Annotated in this window: 15 protein-coding genes and 2 pseudogenes; 13 read left to right on the top strand and 4 right to left on the bottom strand. The window is 66.9% G+C overall.

The window, feature by feature from the left end:
* Positions 1-6: 6 nt before the first annotated feature.
* Positions 7-999: a hypothetical protein gene (locus BJF89_RS00530; protein ID WP_158026012.1), complete on the bottom strand. Its 993-nt coding sequence runs from the start codon at positions 997-999 to the stop codon at positions 7-9.
* Between the two features lie 167 nt (positions 1,000-1,166).
* Here BJF89_RS00530 and BJF89_RS00525 point away from each other — a divergent pair, with 167 nt between their 5' ends.
* Positions 1,167-4,475 carry an FtsK/SpoIIIE domain-containing protein gene (locus BJF89_RS00525; protein WP_075811276.1) on the top strand — a complete coding sequence of 1,103 codons (3,309 nt, stop codon included), beginning with the start codon at positions 1,167-1,169 and terminating at the stop codon, positions 4,473-4,475.
* Complete coding sequence (locus BJF89_RS00520; protein WP_255372427.1) at positions 4,472-5,707, top strand: type VII secretion-associated protein; 1,236 nt, start codon at positions 4,472-4,474, stop codon at positions 5,705-5,707. The genes BJF89_RS00525 and BJF89_RS00520 overlap by 4 nt, the downstream gene beginning before the upstream one ends.
* Here the strand turns inward: BJF89_RS00520 and BJF89_RS00515 are convergent.
* On the bottom strand, positions 5,676-6,932 hold the full coding sequence (locus BJF89_RS00515) for an alpha-hydroxy acid oxidase (RefSeq protein ID WP_075811384.1): 1,257 nt from the start codon (positions 6,930-6,932) through the stop codon (positions 5,676-5,678). The genes BJF89_RS00520 and BJF89_RS00515 overlap by 32 nt on opposite strands.
* A gap of 81 nt (positions 6,933-7,013) precedes the next feature.
* Positions 7,014-8,699, bottom strand: coding sequence for an L-lactate permease (locus tag BJF89_RS00510; protein WP_075811274.1), 1,686 nt, complete (start codon positions 8,697-8,699; stop codon positions 7,014-7,016).
* A gap of 160 nt (positions 8,700-8,859) precedes the next feature.
* Here BJF89_RS00510 and BJF89_RS00505 point away from each other — a divergent pair, with 160 nt between their 5' ends.
* From BJF89_RS00505 to BJF89_RS00465, 9 genes and pseudogenes are all read left to right on the top strand, one after another.
* Positions 8,860-9,582, top strand: a complete 723-nt coding sequence (locus tag BJF89_RS00505; RefSeq protein WP_075811272.1) for a FadR/GntR family transcriptional regulator — start codon at positions 8,860-8,862, stop codon at positions 9,580-9,582.
* Between the two features lie 129 nt (positions 9,583-9,711).
* Positions 9,712-9,996 carry a WXG100 family type VII secretion target gene (locus BJF89_RS00500; RefSeq protein ID WP_075811270.1) on the top strand — a complete coding sequence of 95 codons (285 nt, stop codon included), beginning with the start codon at positions 9,712-9,714 and terminating at the stop codon, positions 9,994-9,996.
* Positions 9,997-10,037: 41 nt separating this feature from the next.
* The gene (locus BJF89_RS00495; protein WP_075811268.1) at positions 10,038-10,319 is read left to right on the top strand and encodes a WXG100 family type VII secretion target; all 282 of its coding nucleotides are present in this window, start codon (positions 10,038-10,040) and stop codon (positions 10,317-10,319) included.
* A gap of 261 nt (positions 10,320-10,580) precedes the next feature.
* Positions 10,581-11,023 (top strand): annotated as a pseudogene (rplM, locus tag BJF89_RS00490) (50S ribosomal protein L13).
* Positions 11,020-11,568 carry a 30S ribosomal protein S9 gene (gene rpsI, locus BJF89_RS00485; protein ID WP_075811266.1) on the top strand — a complete coding sequence of 183 codons (549 nt, stop codon included), beginning with the start codon at positions 11,020-11,022 and terminating at the stop codon, positions 11,566-11,568. Before rplM ends, rpsI begins: the two are co-directional and overlap by 4 nt.
* 142 nt (positions 11,569-11,710) lie before the next feature.
* Positions 11,711-13,056, top strand: a pseudogene (gene glmM / locus BJF89_RS00480) (phosphoglucosamine mutase).
* Positions 13,057-13,219: 163 nt separating this feature from the next.
* Positions 13,220-13,537, top strand: a complete 318-nt coding sequence (locus BJF89_RS00475) for a hypothetical protein (protein ID WP_075811264.1) — start codon at positions 13,220-13,222, stop codon at positions 13,535-13,537.
* Entirely contained in the window at positions 13,537-15,045 is a 1,509-nt protein-coding gene (locus tag BJF89_RS18760; protein WP_075811262.1) for a hypothetical protein, read from the top strand. The genes BJF89_RS00475 and BJF89_RS18760 overlap by 1 nt, the downstream gene beginning before the upstream one ends.
* Positions 15,039-15,260, top strand: coding sequence for a hypothetical protein (locus tag BJF89_RS00465; RefSeq protein WP_075811260.1), 222 nt, complete (start codon positions 15,039-15,041; stop codon positions 15,258-15,260). Before BJF89_RS18760 ends, BJF89_RS00465 begins: the two co-directional genes overlap by 7 nt.
* Positions 15,261-15,271: 11 nt before the next feature.
* Here BJF89_RS00465 and BJF89_RS00460 read toward each other — a convergent pair whose 3' ends face one another.
* A complete protein-coding gene (locus BJF89_RS00460) occupies positions 15,272-16,168 on the bottom strand; it encodes an alpha/beta hydrolase (protein WP_187344655.1) in 897 nt (298 codons plus the stop codon).
* A 208-nt stretch (positions 16,169-16,376) separates the two neighbouring features.
* Between BJF89_RS00460 and glmS the strand changes: the two genes are divergently transcribed.
* Both glmS and alr read left to right on the top strand, forming a co-directional pair.
* Entirely contained in the window at positions 16,377-18,251 is a 1,875-nt protein-coding gene (glmS, locus tag BJF89_RS00455; RefSeq protein ID WP_075811258.1) for a glutamine--fructose-6-phosphate transaminase (isomerizing), read from the top strand.
* Between the two features lie 18 nt (positions 18,252-18,269).
* Positions 18,270-20,039: an alanine racemase gene (alr, locus tag BJF89_RS00450; protein ID WP_075811256.1), complete on the top strand. Its 1,770-nt coding sequence runs from the start codon at positions 18,270-18,272 to the stop codon at positions 20,037-20,039.
* Positions 20,040-20,127 lie beyond the last annotated feature (88 nt).

Below are 20,127 nucleotides of genomic sequence, written 5' to 3'. Positions count from 1 at the left end.
AGAGACCTACCACGCCGACGGCAAGCAGGGCTGCCTCCGTCCACCCCAGGAACCGTCCCGGGGCGGCCTCATGCCCCGGTGGCAGGAGCTGGACGCGCCGGCGAGGATGACGATGCAGCAGGTCATCACGATCGCGGGGTGGATGCGCAGCGCGCGGGTAGCCGCGGCTTCGGCTGATCCGGTGGGGCCGGTTCTGCCGCGTGCGGCGCGTGGTCCGGTGGACGGGCCGGAGGCGGCGGTGAAGAGCCCGGTCGCCGGAATACGGGGAAGTGCGATACCCGCCAGCCCGACGGCGAGCTGCCCGGAGAATGTCAATGCGACCACGGCGAGCAGCGTCGTCAGCCCGGGAGCGACGTTGACGGACGCAGCCAGCGACAGCCCCACGGTCACGGTGCGGACGACACCACCGCGCCACACTGCCAGAGCAGAGAGCACACAGGCAGTCAGGACGTTGACCTGCAGGCCGAGGCCGAATCCGAGGACAGCGGCGACGCTGACATAGCGTCGGTCGGCCAGCGACCCGGCGGCGGCTGCCAGTGTGGCGAGCAGCAACGCGACGATGACGGGCAGTGGTCCTGTGCGGTCCGTGCCCTCCATCAGACCCCGTGCGGTGTCGCTGATGTCCAGCGGATGCCAGTGGATCTGATCTCCGGTGTCCCACACCGGCGCCCAGGACACGGCACACACCACGGCGGCGACGAGGGCTGCGACCCAGACGGCGGGCGAGGCGGCCACCGTTGTAGTCAGGTGCCCGACGTCGTCGACCGGTGGAGGGGGCAGACCGTCCTTGTCGAGGGTGAGTCGTTCGCCGGGACGGACCGCACTGTCGGCGAGCGTGTGTTCGGGTCGCAGTACGCCGAGCGGACCGGACAGTCGCCAGACCTCGCCGGGTACGGCGTCGACGAGGTGAGGAATCAGTTCGGCGACGGGCACGGTGTCGGCGATGGTCGCCTCGACGGTGCGGGCGTCCTCACTGCGTGGGCGGACGGTAATGCTCACGGCGATCATGACGGGTTCTTCCCCCTGCGGTTCTACGCGCCACGACCGGTCACGTCCCCCTGACGCGTCCCCGACGGTCGTGGTCGGATGCTTCGAGAGTGTACAGTCTGTGGTCGACAGCTGTCGCGCAGGGGGCGGGGCAGGGGGACGCGAGGGGAATTTCGCAGATGAAGTCACAGGCTCCACCGACACTGCCGAAGAACAAGCAGCCGTTCGTCCGGATCCTCATGCCGGTCGTCATGGTCGTCGCCGTGGTCGGCATGGTCGCGGCGATGGTGTTGTCGGGGATGGGGCGGTCGCCGATGTCGTTCATATTCCCGTTGATGATGCTGGGGAGTCTGGCGATGATGATCAGCCCTGGAGGACAGGACGTCGACGAGGTCCGCAGGGGGTTCCACCGGCACCTGGACGCGTTGTCGGATTCCCTGCACCGGGCGCGCCGTGACCAGTGGGAGCGTGCAGCGGTGACTCAGCCGCATCCGCAGGCGTTGTGGACGTTCTCCGACTCCCGTCCCCCGGGCGGCGGAGAGCAGACACCTGATGTCCGGCAGGCCGAGCCGGGCGTGGTGCGTATCGGGACAGCAGTGCAGACTCCGGATGATCCACTGGAGATACCGGTGGACGCTCCTCCGGAGGACCTGGAACCGGTGTGCGCCACGACATTGCGGAATCTGGCCGGGAGTTACGCCACCATCGATGCTCCGGTGGCCGTCGACCTGCGGGAGTTCGATTGTGTCGTGGTCACCGGCGAGGGGGCGTCTGGGCTGGTCAGGGCGATGCAGGGGCAGGTCGTGGCCGGGGAAGACCCGGGGGTCCGTGTCACGGGTCCGCATGACCGGTGGCTGTCGGGGGACGGCACGTTGCACCTGCGTTTCGTACACCTCGGAGGCGGCGTGGGAGGCGGCGTGGGAGGTGTCGGTGGTGATGTCCCGGTCCCGTTGTCCGGAGCGGTGACGGTGGTGGCAGACCCGGGGTCGGTGGCACCGGTGTGGCATGAACTGGCCGCCACCGGCGGCCTACTGCTCCATGCGCAGGACGGGGCCCTGTCCGCCTGGACGGTCGACGGGTGGCGCCCGTTCGCCACCGCGGATGAGCTGAGTGACGTGGAGCTCGCCGCCTTGTGCCGGTCGCGGTCGGTGAGTCGGGCGTCCCGTTCGGTGTTGGACGTGCCGGGTGGGGGTCTGCGCGCGGCCATCGGTTTCTCGCCGGCTCCGGTGCACCTGGACATCCGGGAGGCTGCGCAAGGCGGTATCGGGCCACACGGCTTGTGTATCGGGGCGACCGGCAGCGGAAAGTCGGAGCTGCTCCGGGCGGTGGTGACCAGTTTCGCGCACCAGCATTCCCCGGAGGAACTGAACTTCGTGTTGATCGACTTCAAGGGTGGTGCGGCATTCGCCGGGATGGAGCGGTTGCCGCACACGTCGGCGGTGATCACGAACTTGTCGGACGAGGCGGTCCTGGTGGACCGGATGCAGGATTCCCTGTTGGGGGAGCTGCACCGTCGTCAGGAACGTCTCCACGCCGCGGGTCTGGCCACGGCCGCGGAGTACAACCGGACCTACCCGGGGACGATGCCGGCGTTGTTCGTGATCGTCGACGAATTCTCCGAGTTGCTGCATGCGCGTCCGGAGTTCGCGGAGGTCTTCGCCGCCATCGGACGCCTGGGGCGGAGTTTGCAGATCCATCTGTTGTTGGCGAGTCAGCGGCTGGAGGAGGGCAGGTTGCGCGGGCTGGAGTCGCATCTGTCCTACCGGATCGCGTTGCGGACGTTCTCGGCGACCGAGTCGCGACAGCTCATCGGCTCGACTGCGGCATATGAGCTTCCCTCGACGCCGGGGTCGGCGATCCTGAGTTCCATCGGTCAGGTCCGGTTTCAGGCTGCGTATGTGTCTGGTCCGGAAGCCCCGCTGGATTCCCGACTGGTGCGTGAGCTGGGCGTGGAACCGGAGTCGGCGGGCACCACCATGGATCTGGTGATCGACCGTCTGGAGGGGCCGAACCGCACCCCGATCTGGTTGGACCCGCTGCCGGAGGTGCTGCCGGCCAGCGCGGTGATGGGTGACCCTGCCGCACCGGTCGCCGCGTTGACGGTACGGTTGGGGCTGGAGGACCTCCCGTTCGACGGTGTACAACGCCCGTTCGTCCTGGATCTGCGGCGCCGTCACTGGGCCGTGGTGGGGCAGCCGGGGACGGGGAAGACGACGTTGGTTCGTTCGCTCGTCCTGGGGCTGGCCCTGAGTTCGCCGGGCGTGGGCATCTACGTGGTCGACCCGGGTGGCTCCCTGCATGACGTCGGGAGACTGCCGCAGGTGGCGGCGGTGGTGGGAGCGGAGCTTCTGCCCCGGCTGCTGGATGAACTGGAGCAGGATGATCCTGACAGGACCGTGGGGCACCGGGTCCTGGTCGTCGACGGTCTCGACGCCGTCGGTGACGAGGACCGGCGGCTCGCAGCGCTCGTCGCCGGCGGCATGGAACGCGGTGTGCACGTGGTCGTGACCTCATTACGGTGGACATTCCGTCCCGGCCTGCGTGACCTGCTCACCGGGGCGGTGGAGTTGCGGCTCACCCCGTCGGAGTCGGTGTTCCGCGATGCCCAGCGCATACTGCCGGACCACCCGGGGCGGGGTGTGTCACCGGACGGTAAACATCTGCAGGTCGCGTATTCCGATGCCCAGGATGTCGAGCACGTCCGCAAGGTCAGCGAGGCTCGCGGAGAACAGTCCAGGACGATGAGGGTCCTGCCCGAGGTCGTCGGTGTCGGGGAACTGGATGAGGTGGCAGGAGCGGGCATCCCCGTCGGTGTCGGTGGCCCTCGGCTGGCGACGGTGTGCTGGGATCCCGACACGTTCCCGCACCTGACTGTCGTGGGGCAGTCGAGGGCAGGAGGGACGACGACACTGCACACCGTCGCGCAGGCCGCGGCGGACCGGGAGGGGACGGAGGTGCTGTCCACCGACGTCCGACGGGGGCTCCTCGGTGCGGCGGGTTACCGTCCCGTTGCGACGTTCCTCCCGGTCCTGACCCGGTGGATCGAGGAACTCACGGCACGCATCCCCGGTGAAGAGGTGGAGTTGACCCCGGAGAGCCTGCGTGAGCGTTCCTGGTGGAGCGGTACCGAGCGCGTCATCGTCGTGGACGATCTGGACCAGTCAACTGAGCTGGCCTCGGCGGTGGACCAGTTGGTCCCGCTGCTCCCTCACGCGGCGGACATCGGGCTGCACCTGGTGACAGCCCGTCGCAGTGCGCTGGTGGGACGCACCGCCTACACCCCGTTGATGCAGGGCACCCGGGACCTCACAGCGTGGATCCTCCTGTCAGCACCCAGGGAGGACGGCCCGGTCGCCGGCCAGGTGTTGTCACCACGCCCGCCGGGAAGGGGAGTGCTTGTCCAGGGGACGGTCGAGGACATACAGGTGGCGACGGTCGGCCGGGCTGGCGCGTCCGAGGCTGCCGACGCCGAGGAGGTCAGGGCATGAGTACCGGCATGGTGGCCACGGCGGTGGCGCTCACGGAATCGGGGATCCTGGTCAACGGTCTGTGTGTCACCGACCTGTTGAGCGGTTACGAGGTGCGGTGCACGGACCCGGAACTGGACCCGGAAACTCAGTCGGGTGTGAAGGGCGGGAAGGGCGGGAAGGATACTGGCGGGGGCTCCGGTGTCCCGATGTTCCGTGGTTCCACGGTGCCCCTACGTCGGCTGGAGGCGGTCCGGGAGCTGGTGGAGGAGGTTCTGGAAGCCAGAGCCGCGGACCCTGAACTCACCAGTGCGAATCCGGTCGTGCCACGTACGGTGTTTCCCTGGGGCATCGGTGCGCACACGACGGATATCCTCGTCGCCGGACCCGACAAGGACGCCACCGCCGCCTACCTGCGGATGACAGGGGTGCGGGCCCGAACCGTGGATGTCAGCCAGGCGCTGCGACTGGCAGGTGACCTGGCCGAAGCGCAGGCCGAAGCGCAGGCCGAAGCGCAGGCCGAAGCGCAGGCCGAGGTCGCCGACCCCGTGTCGACGCCGGTGACTGTGCCGGAGGACGGGCCCGACCAGGCCGGAAAAGGTGGACGGACGCTGTCGCGCCGGGCGCTGGTTCTGTCCGCCGTCTCCGTAACACTGGTGGGGCTTGTCGTGGGTGCCGGTCTGCTGCGACCCGTCGGGGCACCGGATGCCCCGGATGCCCCGGATACAGCGGCGGGTGCAGCGACCACCCCGGTCCAGGGCGAGGGTACGGGGGTGCAGTCGTCGCCCACGACGGCTGCTGTTCCGGACGCTACGGGGTGGCGTGAGTTGAGCCCGGGTGACCGTGCGTCGGAGGAGCTGGCCGGGGACCCCGTCACCGCCGTATCGGTCGATGTCGCCGGGTGGAGGATGACCGAGAGCACGTCCGACAGTGAGATCTGGACCTCTGACGACGGCGGGATGCGCGTACTCATCGCTGCCCGTCCCACGCCGGTAGGTACGCAGGATGAGCTGGATGCGGCGATGCTCGGAGCACTCGACGGGCTCGACGGCAACGGTGGCATCAGGGTGACCGAGCGGTCTCCGGTCGCCTACGAGGAGTACTTCCCCGATTCGACGACGTCCTGGCGGGTCCGGCTGGTGGACGGTCACCAGGTCTCGGTCGGATGTCAGTACCGTGAGGTCTCCGAGGACCGCCGCGAGGTCTGTGAGCAGTTCACCGCTACTGCCCGAGTGAGCGCAGCGACGGGGTGACGCGGTTGAACCTCGTGAGTTGGGTGACGTGCTCGGGGCCGAGTTCTCCGAGACTGGTGACCTGCAGCAGTTTCATGGTGCGTTCGATCTGGGAACGCAGGATGCTGATCGCCCGGTCGACGCCGTCGCGCCCGCCGGCCATGAGGCCGTAGAGGTAGGCACGGCCGATGAGGGTGAAGTCCGCGCCCAGCGCGATCGCCGCCACGATGTCCGCACCGTTCATGATGCCGGTGTCGATGATGACCTCCACGTCGTCACCGACGGCACGTCGGACCTCGGGCAACAGGTGGAAGGGGACCGGGGCGCGGTCCAACTGCCGCCCACCGTGGTTGGACAGGGTGAGGGAGTCGACGCCGAGGTCGACGAGGGTCCGGGCGTCCTCCACGTTCTGGACGCCCTTGACGGAGATCTTGCCGGGCCACATCTCGCGGATGACCTCAAGATCCTTGTAGTTGATGGTGGGGTCCATCGCGGAGTCGAGGAGTTCGCCGACGGTGCCCCCGGTGGAGGACAAGGACGCGAACTCCAGTGGTGGGGTGGTCAGGAAGTCGTACCACCACCACGGGCGGGGGATGGCGTCCAGGATCGTCTTCGCGGTGAGCTGCGGGGGGATGGAGAAGCCGTGGCGGGTATCCCGCATGCGGTTACCGGCGACGGGGGCGTCGACGGTGAAGAACAGGGTGTCGAAACCCGCTTTCGCCGCGCGTTCGACCAGCCCGTAGGAGATGTCGCGGTCCTTCATCACGTAGAGCTGGAACCAGTTCCGGCCGTGCGGGTTGGTGGCTTTGACGTCTTCGATGGAGGTCGTACCGAGTGTCGACAGGCTGAAGGGGATACCGGCGGCTGCGGCGGCACCGGCACCGGCGACCTCTCCCTCGGTCTGCATCAGGCGGGTGAAACCGGTGGGCGCGATGCCGAAGGGCAGGGCGGACGTTCCACCGTGAATGTTGGTGGTGGTGTCGATCTGCGAGGCGTCCTTGAGAATCGACGGGTGGAACTCGATGTCCTCGAAAGCCTGGCGGGCCCGGGCGATGGAGATCTCCTCCTCGGCAGCGCCGTCGGTGTAGTCGAAGGCGGATGCGGGGGTGCGACGCTTGGCGATCTTACGCAGGTCGTAGATGGTGAGTGCGGAGTCCAGACGACGCTTTCTGGCGTTGAACTCGGGCTTCTTGAACTGCATGAGGTCGAGGATCTCGGAGGGGTGGGGAAGTTGGCGCTTGACCATGGTCATTTTCCTTGTCGTTGTCGGGGACTGTCGCCTGTTATCTGTGGTCTGACCACATCTGTCTGTTGTCGAGGTTACGCGTCAGGGCAGCATCCACTGCAGGACGGTGGCCTGGAGACCGTTGATCACGCAGATCGCCACCAGCATGCCGAGACTCCACCACATCACTTTCCGGAGGATCTCCGATTCGCGGCCGGCCAGGCCCACGGCGGTGGCGACAATGGTGAGGTTCTGCGGACTGACGAGTTTCCCGACGACACCACCAGAGGTATTGGACGCCACCATCAGTGCGGGGTCCAGGTCCGCCTGAGTGGCGGCGGTCTGCTGCAGCGTGGCGAACAGGGCGTTCGCGCTGGTGTCCGAGCCGGTCACCGCGGTGCCGAGCCACCCGAGTACCGGAGCGAAGAATGCGAAAGCGGCACCAGCGCCCGCGATCCAGTGACCGATGGTGATCGTCTGGCCGGACTGGTTCATCACGTACGCCAGGGACAGCACCGCGGCGACGGTGAGGATCGAGAAACGCATCTTCACCAGGTTCTCCCAGTAGGCCCGGGCTGCGACTGCCGGGGAGACCCGGTACACCGCGGCCACGATCACACCGGTGATCAGGAGCAGGGTTCCCGGTGAGGACAGCCAGGGAAAGCCGTAGACGGTGGCCGTCGAGACGTCCCCCTCGGCGGTCAGCACATGGCCGTCGAGCCCGGGCCAGGCGAGCGTGAGATCGGTGGAGGCCAGGAAGTCTTTGACGGGATCCCACAGTTTGGCGATTGAGAAGATCACGATGACAAGCAGGTAGGGGAACAGTGCCATCACGGTACGTGAGGTGGTCAGCTCGCGGGTGGTGGTCTCAGCCTCGGAGGACGTACTGGCCACGTCCTGCACCTCGCCGGCCTCCTCTTCGCGATGTCGTTCGGTGAGGAGCCGTTGCCGGGCCTCGGCCGTGCCTTCAGGACGCCAGAACCGGAGCATGATCACGGCGACGGCGAGGCCGCACAACGCCGAGATGATGTCCGTGAGCTCGACGGAAACGTAGTTGGCGGCCACGAACTGCACCACGGCGAAGACCGCACCGATGGTCAGCGCGATCGGCCAGCACTGTTTCAGGCCCCTTCTGCCGTCGACCAGGAGGCAGAGGAAGAGCGGAACAACCACGGCGATGAACGGCGTCTGTCGACCGACGATGCTGCCGATGTGCTCGTAGTCGATGCCGGTCAGCGCACCTGCGGTGATGATGGGGGTCGCGATAGCGCCGAAAGCCACTGGCGCGGTGTTCGCAACCAGAACGGCGACAGCCGCGCGCATGCGGGCGAAACCGACGGCAAGCAGCATGACGCCGGTGATGGCCAGAGGCGCGCCGAAACCGGCGAGGGCCTCGAGCATGCCGCCGAAACAGAAGGCGATGAGGATCGCCTGGATCCGAGGGTCGTCCGAGATCCGGTCGATGACGGCGCGCAGGTCGAGGAACCGGCCCGAGCGAACGGTGATTTCGTAGAACCAGATCGCGGACACGACGATCCACATGATCGGGAACAGTCCGAAGACCGCCCCTTGTGTCGCTGAGAGTCCGGCCAGGTTGGCGGGCATGCCGTACACGCTGACGGCGATGACGAGAGATACGGCGAGGGCGGCGAGACCTGCCCAGTGGGCGCGCCACCGTAGGACGCCGAGCGTGACGAACACCGTGATGAGGGGGAGGAGTGCTACCAGTGACGACAGGAACAGGTTGTCCGCGACTGGCGCGAGATCGGGCAGGTAAGTGGAACTCATGATGTCCTCGTGGATGGTGTGGGGACGTGGAGGCGTGCGTCACGTGGTCGTGATGCTGACCACATCAGTGGTCAGACCACAGCGTAGATCACGTCAAGTTTTGCGGTCAAGACATTTTCCTGTCCACTCCACAGCCGGGGGGACATGGTAGAAAAAGACCATGACTGACGAACCTGCCTGGACACCGGTCCCCCGCATCCGGACTCACCAGATGGTCGTCGACGCCATCGAGAACCAGATCCTCTCCGGCACGCTCCACGTCGGTGACCTTCTTCCGGCGGAACGGACCCTCTCCGAACAGCTGCAGGTCAGCAGGGCGGCCGTCCGTGAGGCGATCAGGGTTCTCGAGGGGCAGGGGGTGCTGGAGTCCAACGTCGGTTCCGGCCACAAGGCGGGGACGTTCATCGCGGCGATGCCGTCGGAGGCGCTGTCCAGGTTCCTGCGACTGCATGTCGCACTGTCCAACTTCGGACTGGCGGAGGTGGTGCAGACGCGCACCATTCTTGAAGTCGAGAGTGCCCGGCTCGCAGCGGTGGAGCAGGACGCCGAGGCCGTTGCCGGTATGCGCGCCGCCGTGGCGGAGATGGATCGGGCCGGGGTCTCCCGCGAGGAGTTCAACGACGCCGACACCCGGTTCCATATCGCGCTGGCGCATGGCGCGGGAAACCGCCTTTTCGCGGACATGACCCAGGCGATCCGCGAGTCCCTCCGGGTGCCGATTCTGAAGGGTTTCCGGAGTCAGGAGGACTGGGAGTCGGTGGCGGACACCCTGCGTGAACAACACAAGGCGATCCTCACGGCAGTCGAGGACGGGGCCGCCGACTCTGCCGGAGAGCAGATGGCCGACCATATCTCCACCGCCTACCGCGCCCTGTTGGAGTAGGTCGGTCGAGCTCCCGACACAGGCCGGGGAACCTTTCCTGTACCCGGTGAGTCTCTCTACGGTGACGTCTCCGGCATACGCCCGGGGAGCGGCATACAGAGTCCAGAGACATCAACAGGGGAGGGACCCATGAGCTTCAGAACAACAACCGAGGTCATGCAGGCCACGGCGGGAAAAGTCGACACGGTCAACGACCAGGTGCAGTCCGAGTTGTCCCGGCTGCAGGGCACCGTCGACGGTGTCGCGGGGGCGTGGAAGGGTGATGCCCAGGTGGCATTCGCCAATCTCATGGTCCGGTGGCGCGAGTCCGCACAGGAACTGAGGCAGGCACTCGACGGCATCTCGGAGAACATCCGCGGCAACGCCCGGGCCTTCCAGCAGGTCGAGGACGACAACATCGCGGCATTCCGCTGACCGCCCCACCGCCACCGACACACCTCTGAAGGAATGACACCGTGATCAAATACGACTTCGGCCACATCGCCCAGGCCTCCGCCGACATCCACGCCACCAACCGCAACATCAACGGCATGCTCGACCAACTCAAGGGAGACATCGCCCCGATGGTGGCGGAATGGGAGGGGGAGAGCGCCACGGCATACCAGACGGCACAGAAGCGGTGGGACGCTGCTGCCGAGGAACTCAACCAGGTGCTGCAGACCATCGCCAGGGCCGTGGACAACGCCAATTCCCGCATGAGTCAGATCAACACCAGCGCAGCGAACAGCTGGGCCTGACGCCGGCTCGTCCGTCCTGCGTCGCGCGTGTGCCGTCGCCGTTCCCTCCGGGGAAGGGCGACGGCATCGTCGTCGGCTGACTTTGCCCGGGAGGTGCACATCCGGTAACCTCGATCAGGTTGCGATCATCCATGTCCGTGTCACGGCACATCGGTGGTCGGCCCGCAGGTCCCCACCGGCCGCTGCGGGCACCTCTCCCGGTGTTTTCCGGGACCGAGGGGTCTTCCGGCTGGCAGTTCCATGAAGACCAAGGAGTCATACATGACTACTTTCCACCCGAAGAGCGGTGACCTGACCCGTAAGTGTACGTCATCGACGCCAATGACGTGGTCCTGGGTCGTCTCGCCACCCACGCAGCAGACCTGCTGCGCGGCAAGGGCAAGCCGATCTACGCCCCGAACGTCGACTGTGGTGACAACGTCATCATCATCAACGCGGACAAGGTTCACATCTCGTCCAACAAGCGGGACCGTGAGTTCCGTTACCGCCACTCCGGTTACCCGGGCGGCCTCAAGACGATGTCCCTGGGTCGCTCCATGGAGCTGCACCCGGAGCGCGTCGTCGCCGACGCCATCGTCGGCATGATGCCGCACAACCGGCTCAACCGCGAGTCCGCCAAGAAGCTCCGCGTCTTCGCCGGCTCCGAGCACCCCTTTGCGGCTCAGAAGCCCGAGTCCTACGAGATCAAGAAGGTGGAACAGTGACCGACAACGAGAACTACGAGGCCGAGTCCGTGGACGAAGAGGTCCTGGCCGCCACCGACGCCGTGAACGAGGAATTCGTCGCCAGCATCGGTGACTCCATCGCCGAGGTGTCCGAGGACGCCGAGGGTGACGATTTCGTCGCCGCCCCCACTGTCTTCGACGGCCCGATCCAGACCGTCGGTCGCCGCAAGGAAGCCGTCGTCCGTATCCGCATGGTGCAGGGCTCCGGCCAGTTCACCTGCAACGGTCGCACCCTGGAGGAGTACTTCCCCAACAAGCTGCACCAGCAGCTGATCAAGGCTCCGCTCGTCCTGCTCGAGCGCGAGAACCAGTTCGACTTCCAGGTCAACCTCAAGGGCGGTGGCCCGTCGGGTCAGGCCGGTGCGATGCGTCTCGCCATCTCCCGGGCCCTGAACAAGTACAACCCGGAGGAGCGCTCCGAGCTGAAGAAGGCCGGCTTCCTCACCCGCGACGCCCGCGCCGTGGAGCGCAAGAAGGCTGGTCTGCACAAGGCCCGTCGCGCGCCGCAGTACTCCAAGCGCTGACCCATACGGGTCTTCGCTCGACTGCCGCACGGCCCCGTTGCCGTGCACGACAACGCCGTCCCGTCCCACACTCTGTGTGGGCGGGGCGGCGTTGCCTGTCGTTTGGGGGAGTTGGGGGCATGACGGTCTAGACTGGCACTCCATGAGCAGACTTTTCGGTACGGACGGGTGAGGGGCCTCGCCAACAGGTCGCTGACGGCACCACTGGCACTGCGGCTGGGGGCAGCCGCCGCGCGTGTCCTCACGACGACGGGGCAGGGGTCGCAGCGCCGTCCCACGGCGGTCATCGGTCGTGACCCGCGCGTGTCGGGCGAGATGCTGGCAGGTGCACTGTCCGCCGGGATGGCGTCCCAGGGCGTCGATGTGCTGAACGTCGGTGTCCTCCCGACACCGGCGGTCGCGTTCCTCACCGACGACTACGGCGCGGACATGGGCGTGATGATCTCCGCGTCACACAATCCGATGCCCGACAACGGCATCAAGTTCTTCGCCGCAGGTGGACGGAAACTCGATGACTCCGTGGAGGACGAGATCGAGTCGGCCATGCTCGAACTGGAGGAACAGGGTCCCACCGGAGCTGCGATCGGCCGGGTCATCGAGGAGTCCGGCGACGCCCTGGAGCGGTACCTCTTCCACCTCCAGGATGCCGCGCCGCGGCCGTTGGACGGTATCCGGGTGGTTGTCGACTGCGCGAACGGCGCCGCCAGTCTCGCCGCCCCTATGGCCTACGAGGCCGCCGGTGCGGAGGTGGTCGCAATCCACAACTCCCCGAACTCCTTCAACATCAACGACAACTGCGGATCGACACACATCGAGGTCATCCAGCAGGCGGTCCTCGACCATCATGCGGACCTGGGGCTGTCCCATGACGGGGACGCGGACCGGTGCCTCGCCGTGGACTCTGAAGGAAAGGTGATCGACGGCGATCAGATCATGGCGATTCTCGCCGTGGACATGAAAGAGTCGGGCGAGCTGCGTAAGAACACCCTCGTGGCAACGGTGATGTCCAACCTCGGTTTGACGCTGGCGATGAAGGAACATGACATCACCCTGCGCCGTACCAAGGTCGGTGACCGCTACGTGCTGGCGGACCTCATGGCCAATGACTTCTCCCTGGGAGGGGAACAGTCCGGTCATATCGTGATCCCGTCACATGCGACGACGGGCGACGGTACCCTCACCGGTCTGCGTCTGATGGCGAGGATGGCGGATACCGGGAAGTCATTGCGGGAACTGGCCGACGTGATGACGGTGCTCCCGCAGACCCTCATCAACGTTCCCGTGGAAGAGAAGGAGCGGATCCACACCTCCGAGGTCGTTCGTCAGGCCATAGAGGAAGCGGAGGCCGAACTCGGTGACACGGGCCGAGTCCTGTTGCGTCCCAGCGGCACCGAGCAGGTCTACCGGGTGATGGTGGAAGCACCGACATCTGCGGAGGCCAAGCAGGTCGCCGGACGGCTCGCGGCAGTCGTCGTCGCCGAAGGCTAGGCGCGACCGTGCATGGTTCCCCCGGGGGAGGGAACCTTTCCGTACTCCGGTGAGTCTCTCTTGTCACGGACCGATGAACAGGTCGCTGACATGTGATGGCGCGTGACGGTAGCGGCGGCAATGGCCGGTGCTCCGTCACCGGAGAGATGAAGGGGGCGTGCCCATGGCACCGGATATCAGCAGACTCGGGGTGGATGTCGACGCTGCGCAGTCGGCACTGTCAGAGGCATTCACCACGGTAGGGGTGAGGCAGGAGAGGATCCGGGCGGATGCACCGCGTCGGACGGCTGAGAGCTACGGGCGTGGTCTCGGTGAACAGGCTGCTCGGCTGGTGGACGTGCGGCGACGTGCTCATGAGGTACGTCTGGCCCACATCGACCGGCTGCACCGCGGATTGGAGAACGCAGCAGGCACGTTGACCGCGGTGTCTGACACGGAGCGGGAGTCACAGCGCACGCTGAGCACAGGGGAGGGACGGTGATGTCGGTACAGGCTGACCAGGCGCGGCTCACCGCCTCAGTGAGCAAACTCGATCAGGCGGGCACCACGGTGACCAGGGCCCTCCCCGCCGCCGTCCCCTGGATCATCACCGGAGTCACCACACTGGTCGAATTCGCCGACGGTATGACGCTCGGCGGCGGGGATGACGACGGCAACGGCCCATCGGACGGCACAGAACCGAAGGAGTCGTCCGGCGGAAAATCGGGGAAGGGAGGAGGGAAGAAAGGTGTGGTCGGCGAGGTGTTGTCCACGTTGAGGGACTACGTCGTCGGAATCAGCGGAGGTGTACTGGCCAACAAACTGGGTGCCGGCAGCGATGAGCATGAAGAACACGAGGAGACCGTGGAGCACGCGGATGAGGCGCTGCTGAGCTGTGACCGCGTCCTCGAGTCCATCCAGTCCCTGTGCACCGGAGAAGTCGAAGCGTGCGTGGACGGCGCTGTCGCCACCGCAATGGGGTTGTTCGGGTCATCGAAGGCTCTGCAATCCACCGACCCGGTCACGGCGCAGGCGATGCTCGAGGCGGCCATGCAGGTACTCTGCTCGGCCGCAGACGGTGTCGGGAGCATGGTGGAGGGACGGAACACACAGATGGGTGAGTGTATGGAACTCACCATCACCGAGTGTCTCCCCGCCGCCGAGGAGGGGCAGTGCCGCACCCCGTTGGCCACGGATCCGGCACCGGACGCCGTCGCATCAGACTGTGATGTCACCCCTGTACCGCGGGACGTGGCTACGGTCGGGGCCTCGTCCGCGCCGTCGGTGGAATCCTGTCCTCCGCCGTCCGGTCAACAGCCCGCGTCGGCGACTACGTCAGGTGCTGCCGCAGCCGCGGCGACATCCGTTGCCTCGGCAGGACTGGGATCCTCGTTGACGCCGTCGTTGCCGTGCCCTCCTGTGGTGACCATGCCCGATCTCGCCGGTGAGATCAGCGGGTGGGTCAGAGGGGCAGTCGAAGGAGCGGTGAACATCGCCGTCGAGAACTCGGGGTCACTGATCGACGTGGGCGGCATCGACGTCAGCCTGTGTCCTCCTGAGACGCCTGTGGAGGACGGGAGCGGAGACTGCGTCGTTGAGCCCGTCGAACCGGAACCATGTGTGCCGGAGGCCGCCGAACCTGAACCGTGTGAACCCGAACCTGATGAACCGGAGCCGTGTGAACCGGAGGAGCAGGACGAACCCGATACCCCGGCACCCTCCACCGTCGACCCCGAGAAAGGGTTCGACAAGAGCACCTATGTCCCGGAAACGGCCACCGCGGGAGACGGGGCGGATCAGACCGCATCCCCTGACGAGACCGATTTTCCGTCGGCGGTGGATCCTGCTGCCGTGGACGATTCGTCAGAACCATCGGAAACTTCTGATGCCCCGGGAGTCTCCGAAACTCCGGATAACGCCGCCACCCACGACGGGTGGGCACCGGACGTATGGCTGACAGGTGAGGAATCCGGTGACTCACCGTCGGTGGCAAGGAGCGGACAGTGGTAAACACCAGAAGCCCCATAGAGGCCGCACTGGACACCTACGTCCAGGTTGTCGGCACCGCGACGGAGCAGTTCCAGAGACAGATGGATGAAGCGACCCGCCTGCTGAAGGAGGCAGGAATGGAGGAACCCACGGAGTCCGCCGCGCCCCGTCCGGAGACGGGCCGCAGCGGCACTGAACGCAGGCCGGGTCGCCGACGCCCCGGCATCTTCGACTGACGGGGCAGTAGTCAGGCCCGGAGGGCCTGATTCACCGCGTCGAGCGGATCAGCGAATTCAGGCAACCTCTCGAACAGTTCCCCGCGGTTCTCGACCTCGGAGTTCTTGATCTTCGCCTCCGGATCCCGGAAGCCCGCATAGTGCTTGTCATCCTCGGCGAGGATAAAGCCGGTGGCCAGCGACCGGATGAAATCCTGCGCGGCGAGTTCGAGTCCACTGTTCGTCGTCAGGAACTTACGGATCAGCTTCTCGTGGAATCCGGATGCCGACGCCTTGGAGATCCTGCGGAACACCACCGGACCTCCCCACAGAGCAGCGACACGCTCCGGTTCGCCGGCCTCGATCCCCAACGAGCGTCCCGGAGCAAGAACGAGACCGGGGGCCTGTACGTGCCGCGCAGCCTGGTAGCAACTCGGGGAGGTGTCTGACGGGTGGATCGCGATCACGCCGGCGACCGTCGGCCGGTCCCGGTAGTGCTTTTTGGCGGGTTCAGCAGGAGCCCGTCCCGTCGCGGCCAGGATGGCGGCACCGGCGCCCATGCCGTGCCCGGCGAAGAACAGTTTGTTCGGGTCCACCGTGATGTTGCCGACGCCCAGCCGGACCCCCGAAAGGATCTGCAGGCAGGACTCCAGGTCCGAGGCGAAACCACGGTGATTCGGCAGGATGCCGCGCTCGGTGTCCGGTGCAGCGACGGCGATACCCCAGCTGGCCAGGTGGCGCAGGGTGGCATGGTAACCGTCCACGCCGACCCGCCAGTCGTGGCCGAATGCCACGCCGGCGATCGCCTTGCCCTCAGCAGGCGTGTAGATACGGCCGGGGATTCCGGCGAAGTCGAGTTCGCCGACCAGGACCCTGTGCGGGCCCCGTTTCTCCAACCGGGGGACCAGGTTCTTCACGTTGTCTGCCACGGATCTCAGCCTAGTAGATAGAACCGTGCCGCGGGGCGGGGGTCTCCGCGGCAGCCCGGCCGCAGACACCCCCGGACCCCCGCGCGCCGCGACGCAGCTGTCTCACGACGGGGAACATACCGGGGACGACGTCGCAGGGATCGCGGTCAGGGGTGTCTAGCGGGACGCGCTTCACGGGCTGAAACGCAGACCAGTATTGTTGTCGGGTATGTGTGGCATCGTTGGATACATCGGAAGCGCCCGGAGCTCCGCCAAAGCACTTGACATCGGCCTGGAGGCCCTGGCCAGGATGGAGTACCGGGGATACGACTCCGCCGGTATCGCCGTCATCTCGGACGGTGACATCGAGGTCGAGAAGAAGGCCGGAAAGCTCGCGAACCTGCAGCAGCAGATCGCGGAGACAGGCCGGGACAGGTTCACCGGGAAGGCCTGTATCGGCCACACCCGGTGGGCCACCCACGGACGTCCCAATGACGTCAACGCGCACCCGCACGTCTCCTTCGACGGTAAAGCCGTGATCGTGCACAACGGCATCATCGAGAACTTCGCCCCACTGCGTGCCGAGATCGAGGCCGCAGGCGTCGAACTGACCAGCGAGACCGACTCCGAGGTCGCTGCCCACCTGCTCGCCCTGGCGTACGCCGCCGGCCCCACGGCGGGTGACCTGGAGGCGTCCGCCCTGTCGGTGCTGCGTCGGCTGGAAGGCGCGTTCACCGTCCTGTTCGCCCATGCGGACGAGCCGGGCAAGATCGTCGCCGGGCGCCGCTCCACCCCGTTGATCGTCGGCGTCGGCGAGGACGGCATGTTCCTGGGTTCCGACGTCGCGGGGTTCATCGCACACACCCGTGAGGCGGTGGAACTCGACGAGAACAACGCCGTCGTCATCACCGCAGACGGATACCGTGTCATGGACTTCGACGGCACCCCGACCGAGGGCCGTCCTTTCACCATCGACTGGGATCTCGCCGCCGCAGAGAAGGGGGGCTTCGACTCCTTCATGATGAAGGAGATCTTCGAGCAGCCCGCCGCCGTGCGTGACACACTGGCGGGGCACTACGTCGACGGACGGGTCGTGCTCGACGAGCAGCGACTGTCCGACGACGACCTGCGTCAGGTCGAGAAGGTCTTCGTGGTGGCCTGTGGTTCGGCCTACCACTCCGGGCTGCTGGCGAAGTACGCCATCGAGCACTGGGTGCGGCTGCCTGTGGAGATCGAGGTCGCCAGCGAGTTCCGTTACCGTGATCCGGTCCTCGACCGGCAGACGCTCGTGGTGGCGGTCTCGCAGTCCGGTGAGACCGCGGACACGCTGGAGGCGGTCCGGCACGCCAAGAAGCAGGGGGCCCGGGTGCTGGCGGTCTGCAACACCAACGGTTCACAGATCCCCCGCGAGGCCGATGCCGTGCTCTACACCCACGCGGGCCCCGAGATCGGTGTCGCCTCCACCAAGGCGTTCCTGGCCCAGGTTGCGGCGAACTACATCGTGGGTCTGGCGCTCGCACAGGCCCGCGGAACGAAGTTCTCCGACGAGATCGAGACGACCTACCGCCAGCTCGAGGAGATCCCGGGCAAGATCGAGAAGGTACTGGAACTCAAGGACACCGTTCTTGACCTGGCGGCGGAGCTCGGCCCGATCCCGACCATGCTGTTCCTGGGACGCCACGTCGGTTACCCGGTCGCCTTGGAGGGAGCACTGAAGCTCAAGGAGCTGGCCTACATCCACGCCGAGGGATTCCCCGCCGGGGAGCTCAAGCACGGGCCGATCGCCCTGATCGAGGACGACCTGCCGGTGGTCGTGGTCGTGCCGTCGCCGCAGGGCAGGGAGATCCTGCACTCGAAGATCGTCACCAACATCCAGGAGATCCGCGCCCGCGGTGCCCGGACCATCGTCATCGCGGAGGAAGGCGATGAGGCGGTGCGCCCGTTCGCCAATGATCTGCTGGAGATCCCGCAGTGCCCGACCCTGCTGCAGCCGCTGCTCTCCACCGTGCCGTTGCAGTTCCTGTCGGCCGAGATCGCCCGCCAGTGCGGCAACACCGACATCGACAAGCCGCGGAACCTGGCCAAGTCCGTGACCGTGGAATAGACCCGGGGAACAACGGTGATGAGCGAAGGACACGACCCCCGGGACCATGCCCTCGCCGAGGTCGTCGTCGATCTCGGCGCCATCGACCACAATGTCAGGACTCTGGCACGCGTCGCCGCGCCCGCAGGCGTGATGGCGATCGTCAAGGCTGACGGGTACAACCACGGCATGGTCGACGTGGCCCGGACGGCACTCGATGCGGGGGCCGTGGCTCTCGGGGTTGCGACACTCGGCGAGGCCTTGGCGTTGCGGGACGCCGGGGTGACGGCGCCGGTGACCGCGTGGATGTGGTTGCCGGAGCCTGACCAGGAGGACATCGCCGCGGCATGTACCGCCGGCGTCACCCTGGGTGTGCCGTCGGTCCGGCACCTGCGCTCCGCCGTCGCGGCGTCACGGGCGGCGGTGGCTGCGGGATCGTCGCCGCTGACCGTCGGGCTCATGGCGGACACGGGGCTGTCCCGGTCCGGTATCGAGGCGGCGAGGTGGGACGAGGCGGTGTCCCTGGCGACGACTGCGGTCCGTGAAGGTGTCCTCACCGTCTCCGGCGTGTTGTCCCATCTCGCGAGCGCGGACGACCCCGACTCGCCGGTGACTGACCTGCAGGCGCGACGGTTCGTCGACGCCGTGCAGGCGTGCCGTGCGGCGGGACTCGACGTCCCGGTGAACCACATTGCCAACACCCCCGCGACGTTGTCCCGTCCTGACCTGCGCCACGAGATGGTGCGGCCCGGGGTCAGCGTGTACGGGGTGTATGCCGTCGACCCGACCGTGATTCCGGTGGGGGAGAGCGGACCGGTCCGGTTACGTGAGGCGATGACGGTCAGGGCACGGGTCGTGACCACCCGGGTCGTTCCCGCCGGGGAAGGCGTCAGCTACGGACACCTCTGGCGTGCCGAGCGTGACACCCGCACCGCCGTCGTGGCGATGGGGTACGCCGACGGCCTGCCGAGAAGCATGTCGGGGCGGTTCGGGGTGACCGTCAACGGGGTGTGGTTCCCGCAGGTCGGACGGGTGTGCATGGACCAGATCGTCATCGACCTGGGTGCCGCTGACGAGGAGGGCCCCGGTGCATCGGTCCGGCCCGGTGACTGGGCGGTGATCTTCGGTGCCGGAGGGCGCTCCGTCGAGGAGATCGCCACCGCCGCCGACACCATCGCCTACGAAGTGCTCACCCTGCCCAGGGGACGGGTGCGCCGCCGTGTCCTGCCCGTTGCTCCGACCGCCGCCGAGGACTCCTTCGCCGGCATGTTCGACGCGGCGTCGGGCACAGTGGAGGTCAGTTCCGCCGACTCGATGCGTGCTCTCGGTCGGGAACTGGGCAGCCGGCTCCGGGCGGGCGATGTGGTGGTGCTCACCGGTGCACTCGGGGCGGGGAAGACGACCGTCACCCAGGGCATCGCCGCCGGGCTGGGAGTGAAGGGTCGGGTCCAGTCGCCGACGTTCACGATCATCCGGGAACACCGGCGCGGGGCGGAGGGGCGTCCCGGAATGCTGCACATGGACGCCTACCGGTTGCTCGGCGATGCGGCCCATGACGGCGGGACCGGCGGCACCCCTCCGCGCAGTGCGGTGCTCGACGCTCTGGAGTCCCTGGACATCGACGCCGACCTTGAGGATCGCGTCCTCGTCGCTGAATGGGGGCGCGGTGTGGTGGAGTCGCTGGCGCCGACGCGGTGGATCGACATCGAGATCGACCGTGCCGGGGGCGACGGTCCTGACAGCGACTCTGACGGTGACTACGAGGACGAGTCGCCCCGGCAGTTCCATTGGCGCTGGTCACAGGGGTAGCACTTCTGAATCCCCCCGATAATATCCCCCATAAGTGGAATTGATTGGCGAGAAACTGCATGTGGTGCCAAAATGGGTGACGGATCAC

The sequence above is a fragment of the Corynebacterium sp. CNJ-954 genome, from assembly GCF_001942345.1.
Taxonomy (GTDB): Bacteria; Actinomycetota; Actinomycetes; order Mycobacteriales; family Mycobacteriaceae; genus Corynebacterium.
This window is presented reverse-complemented; position numbering and strand designations above follow the sequence as displayed.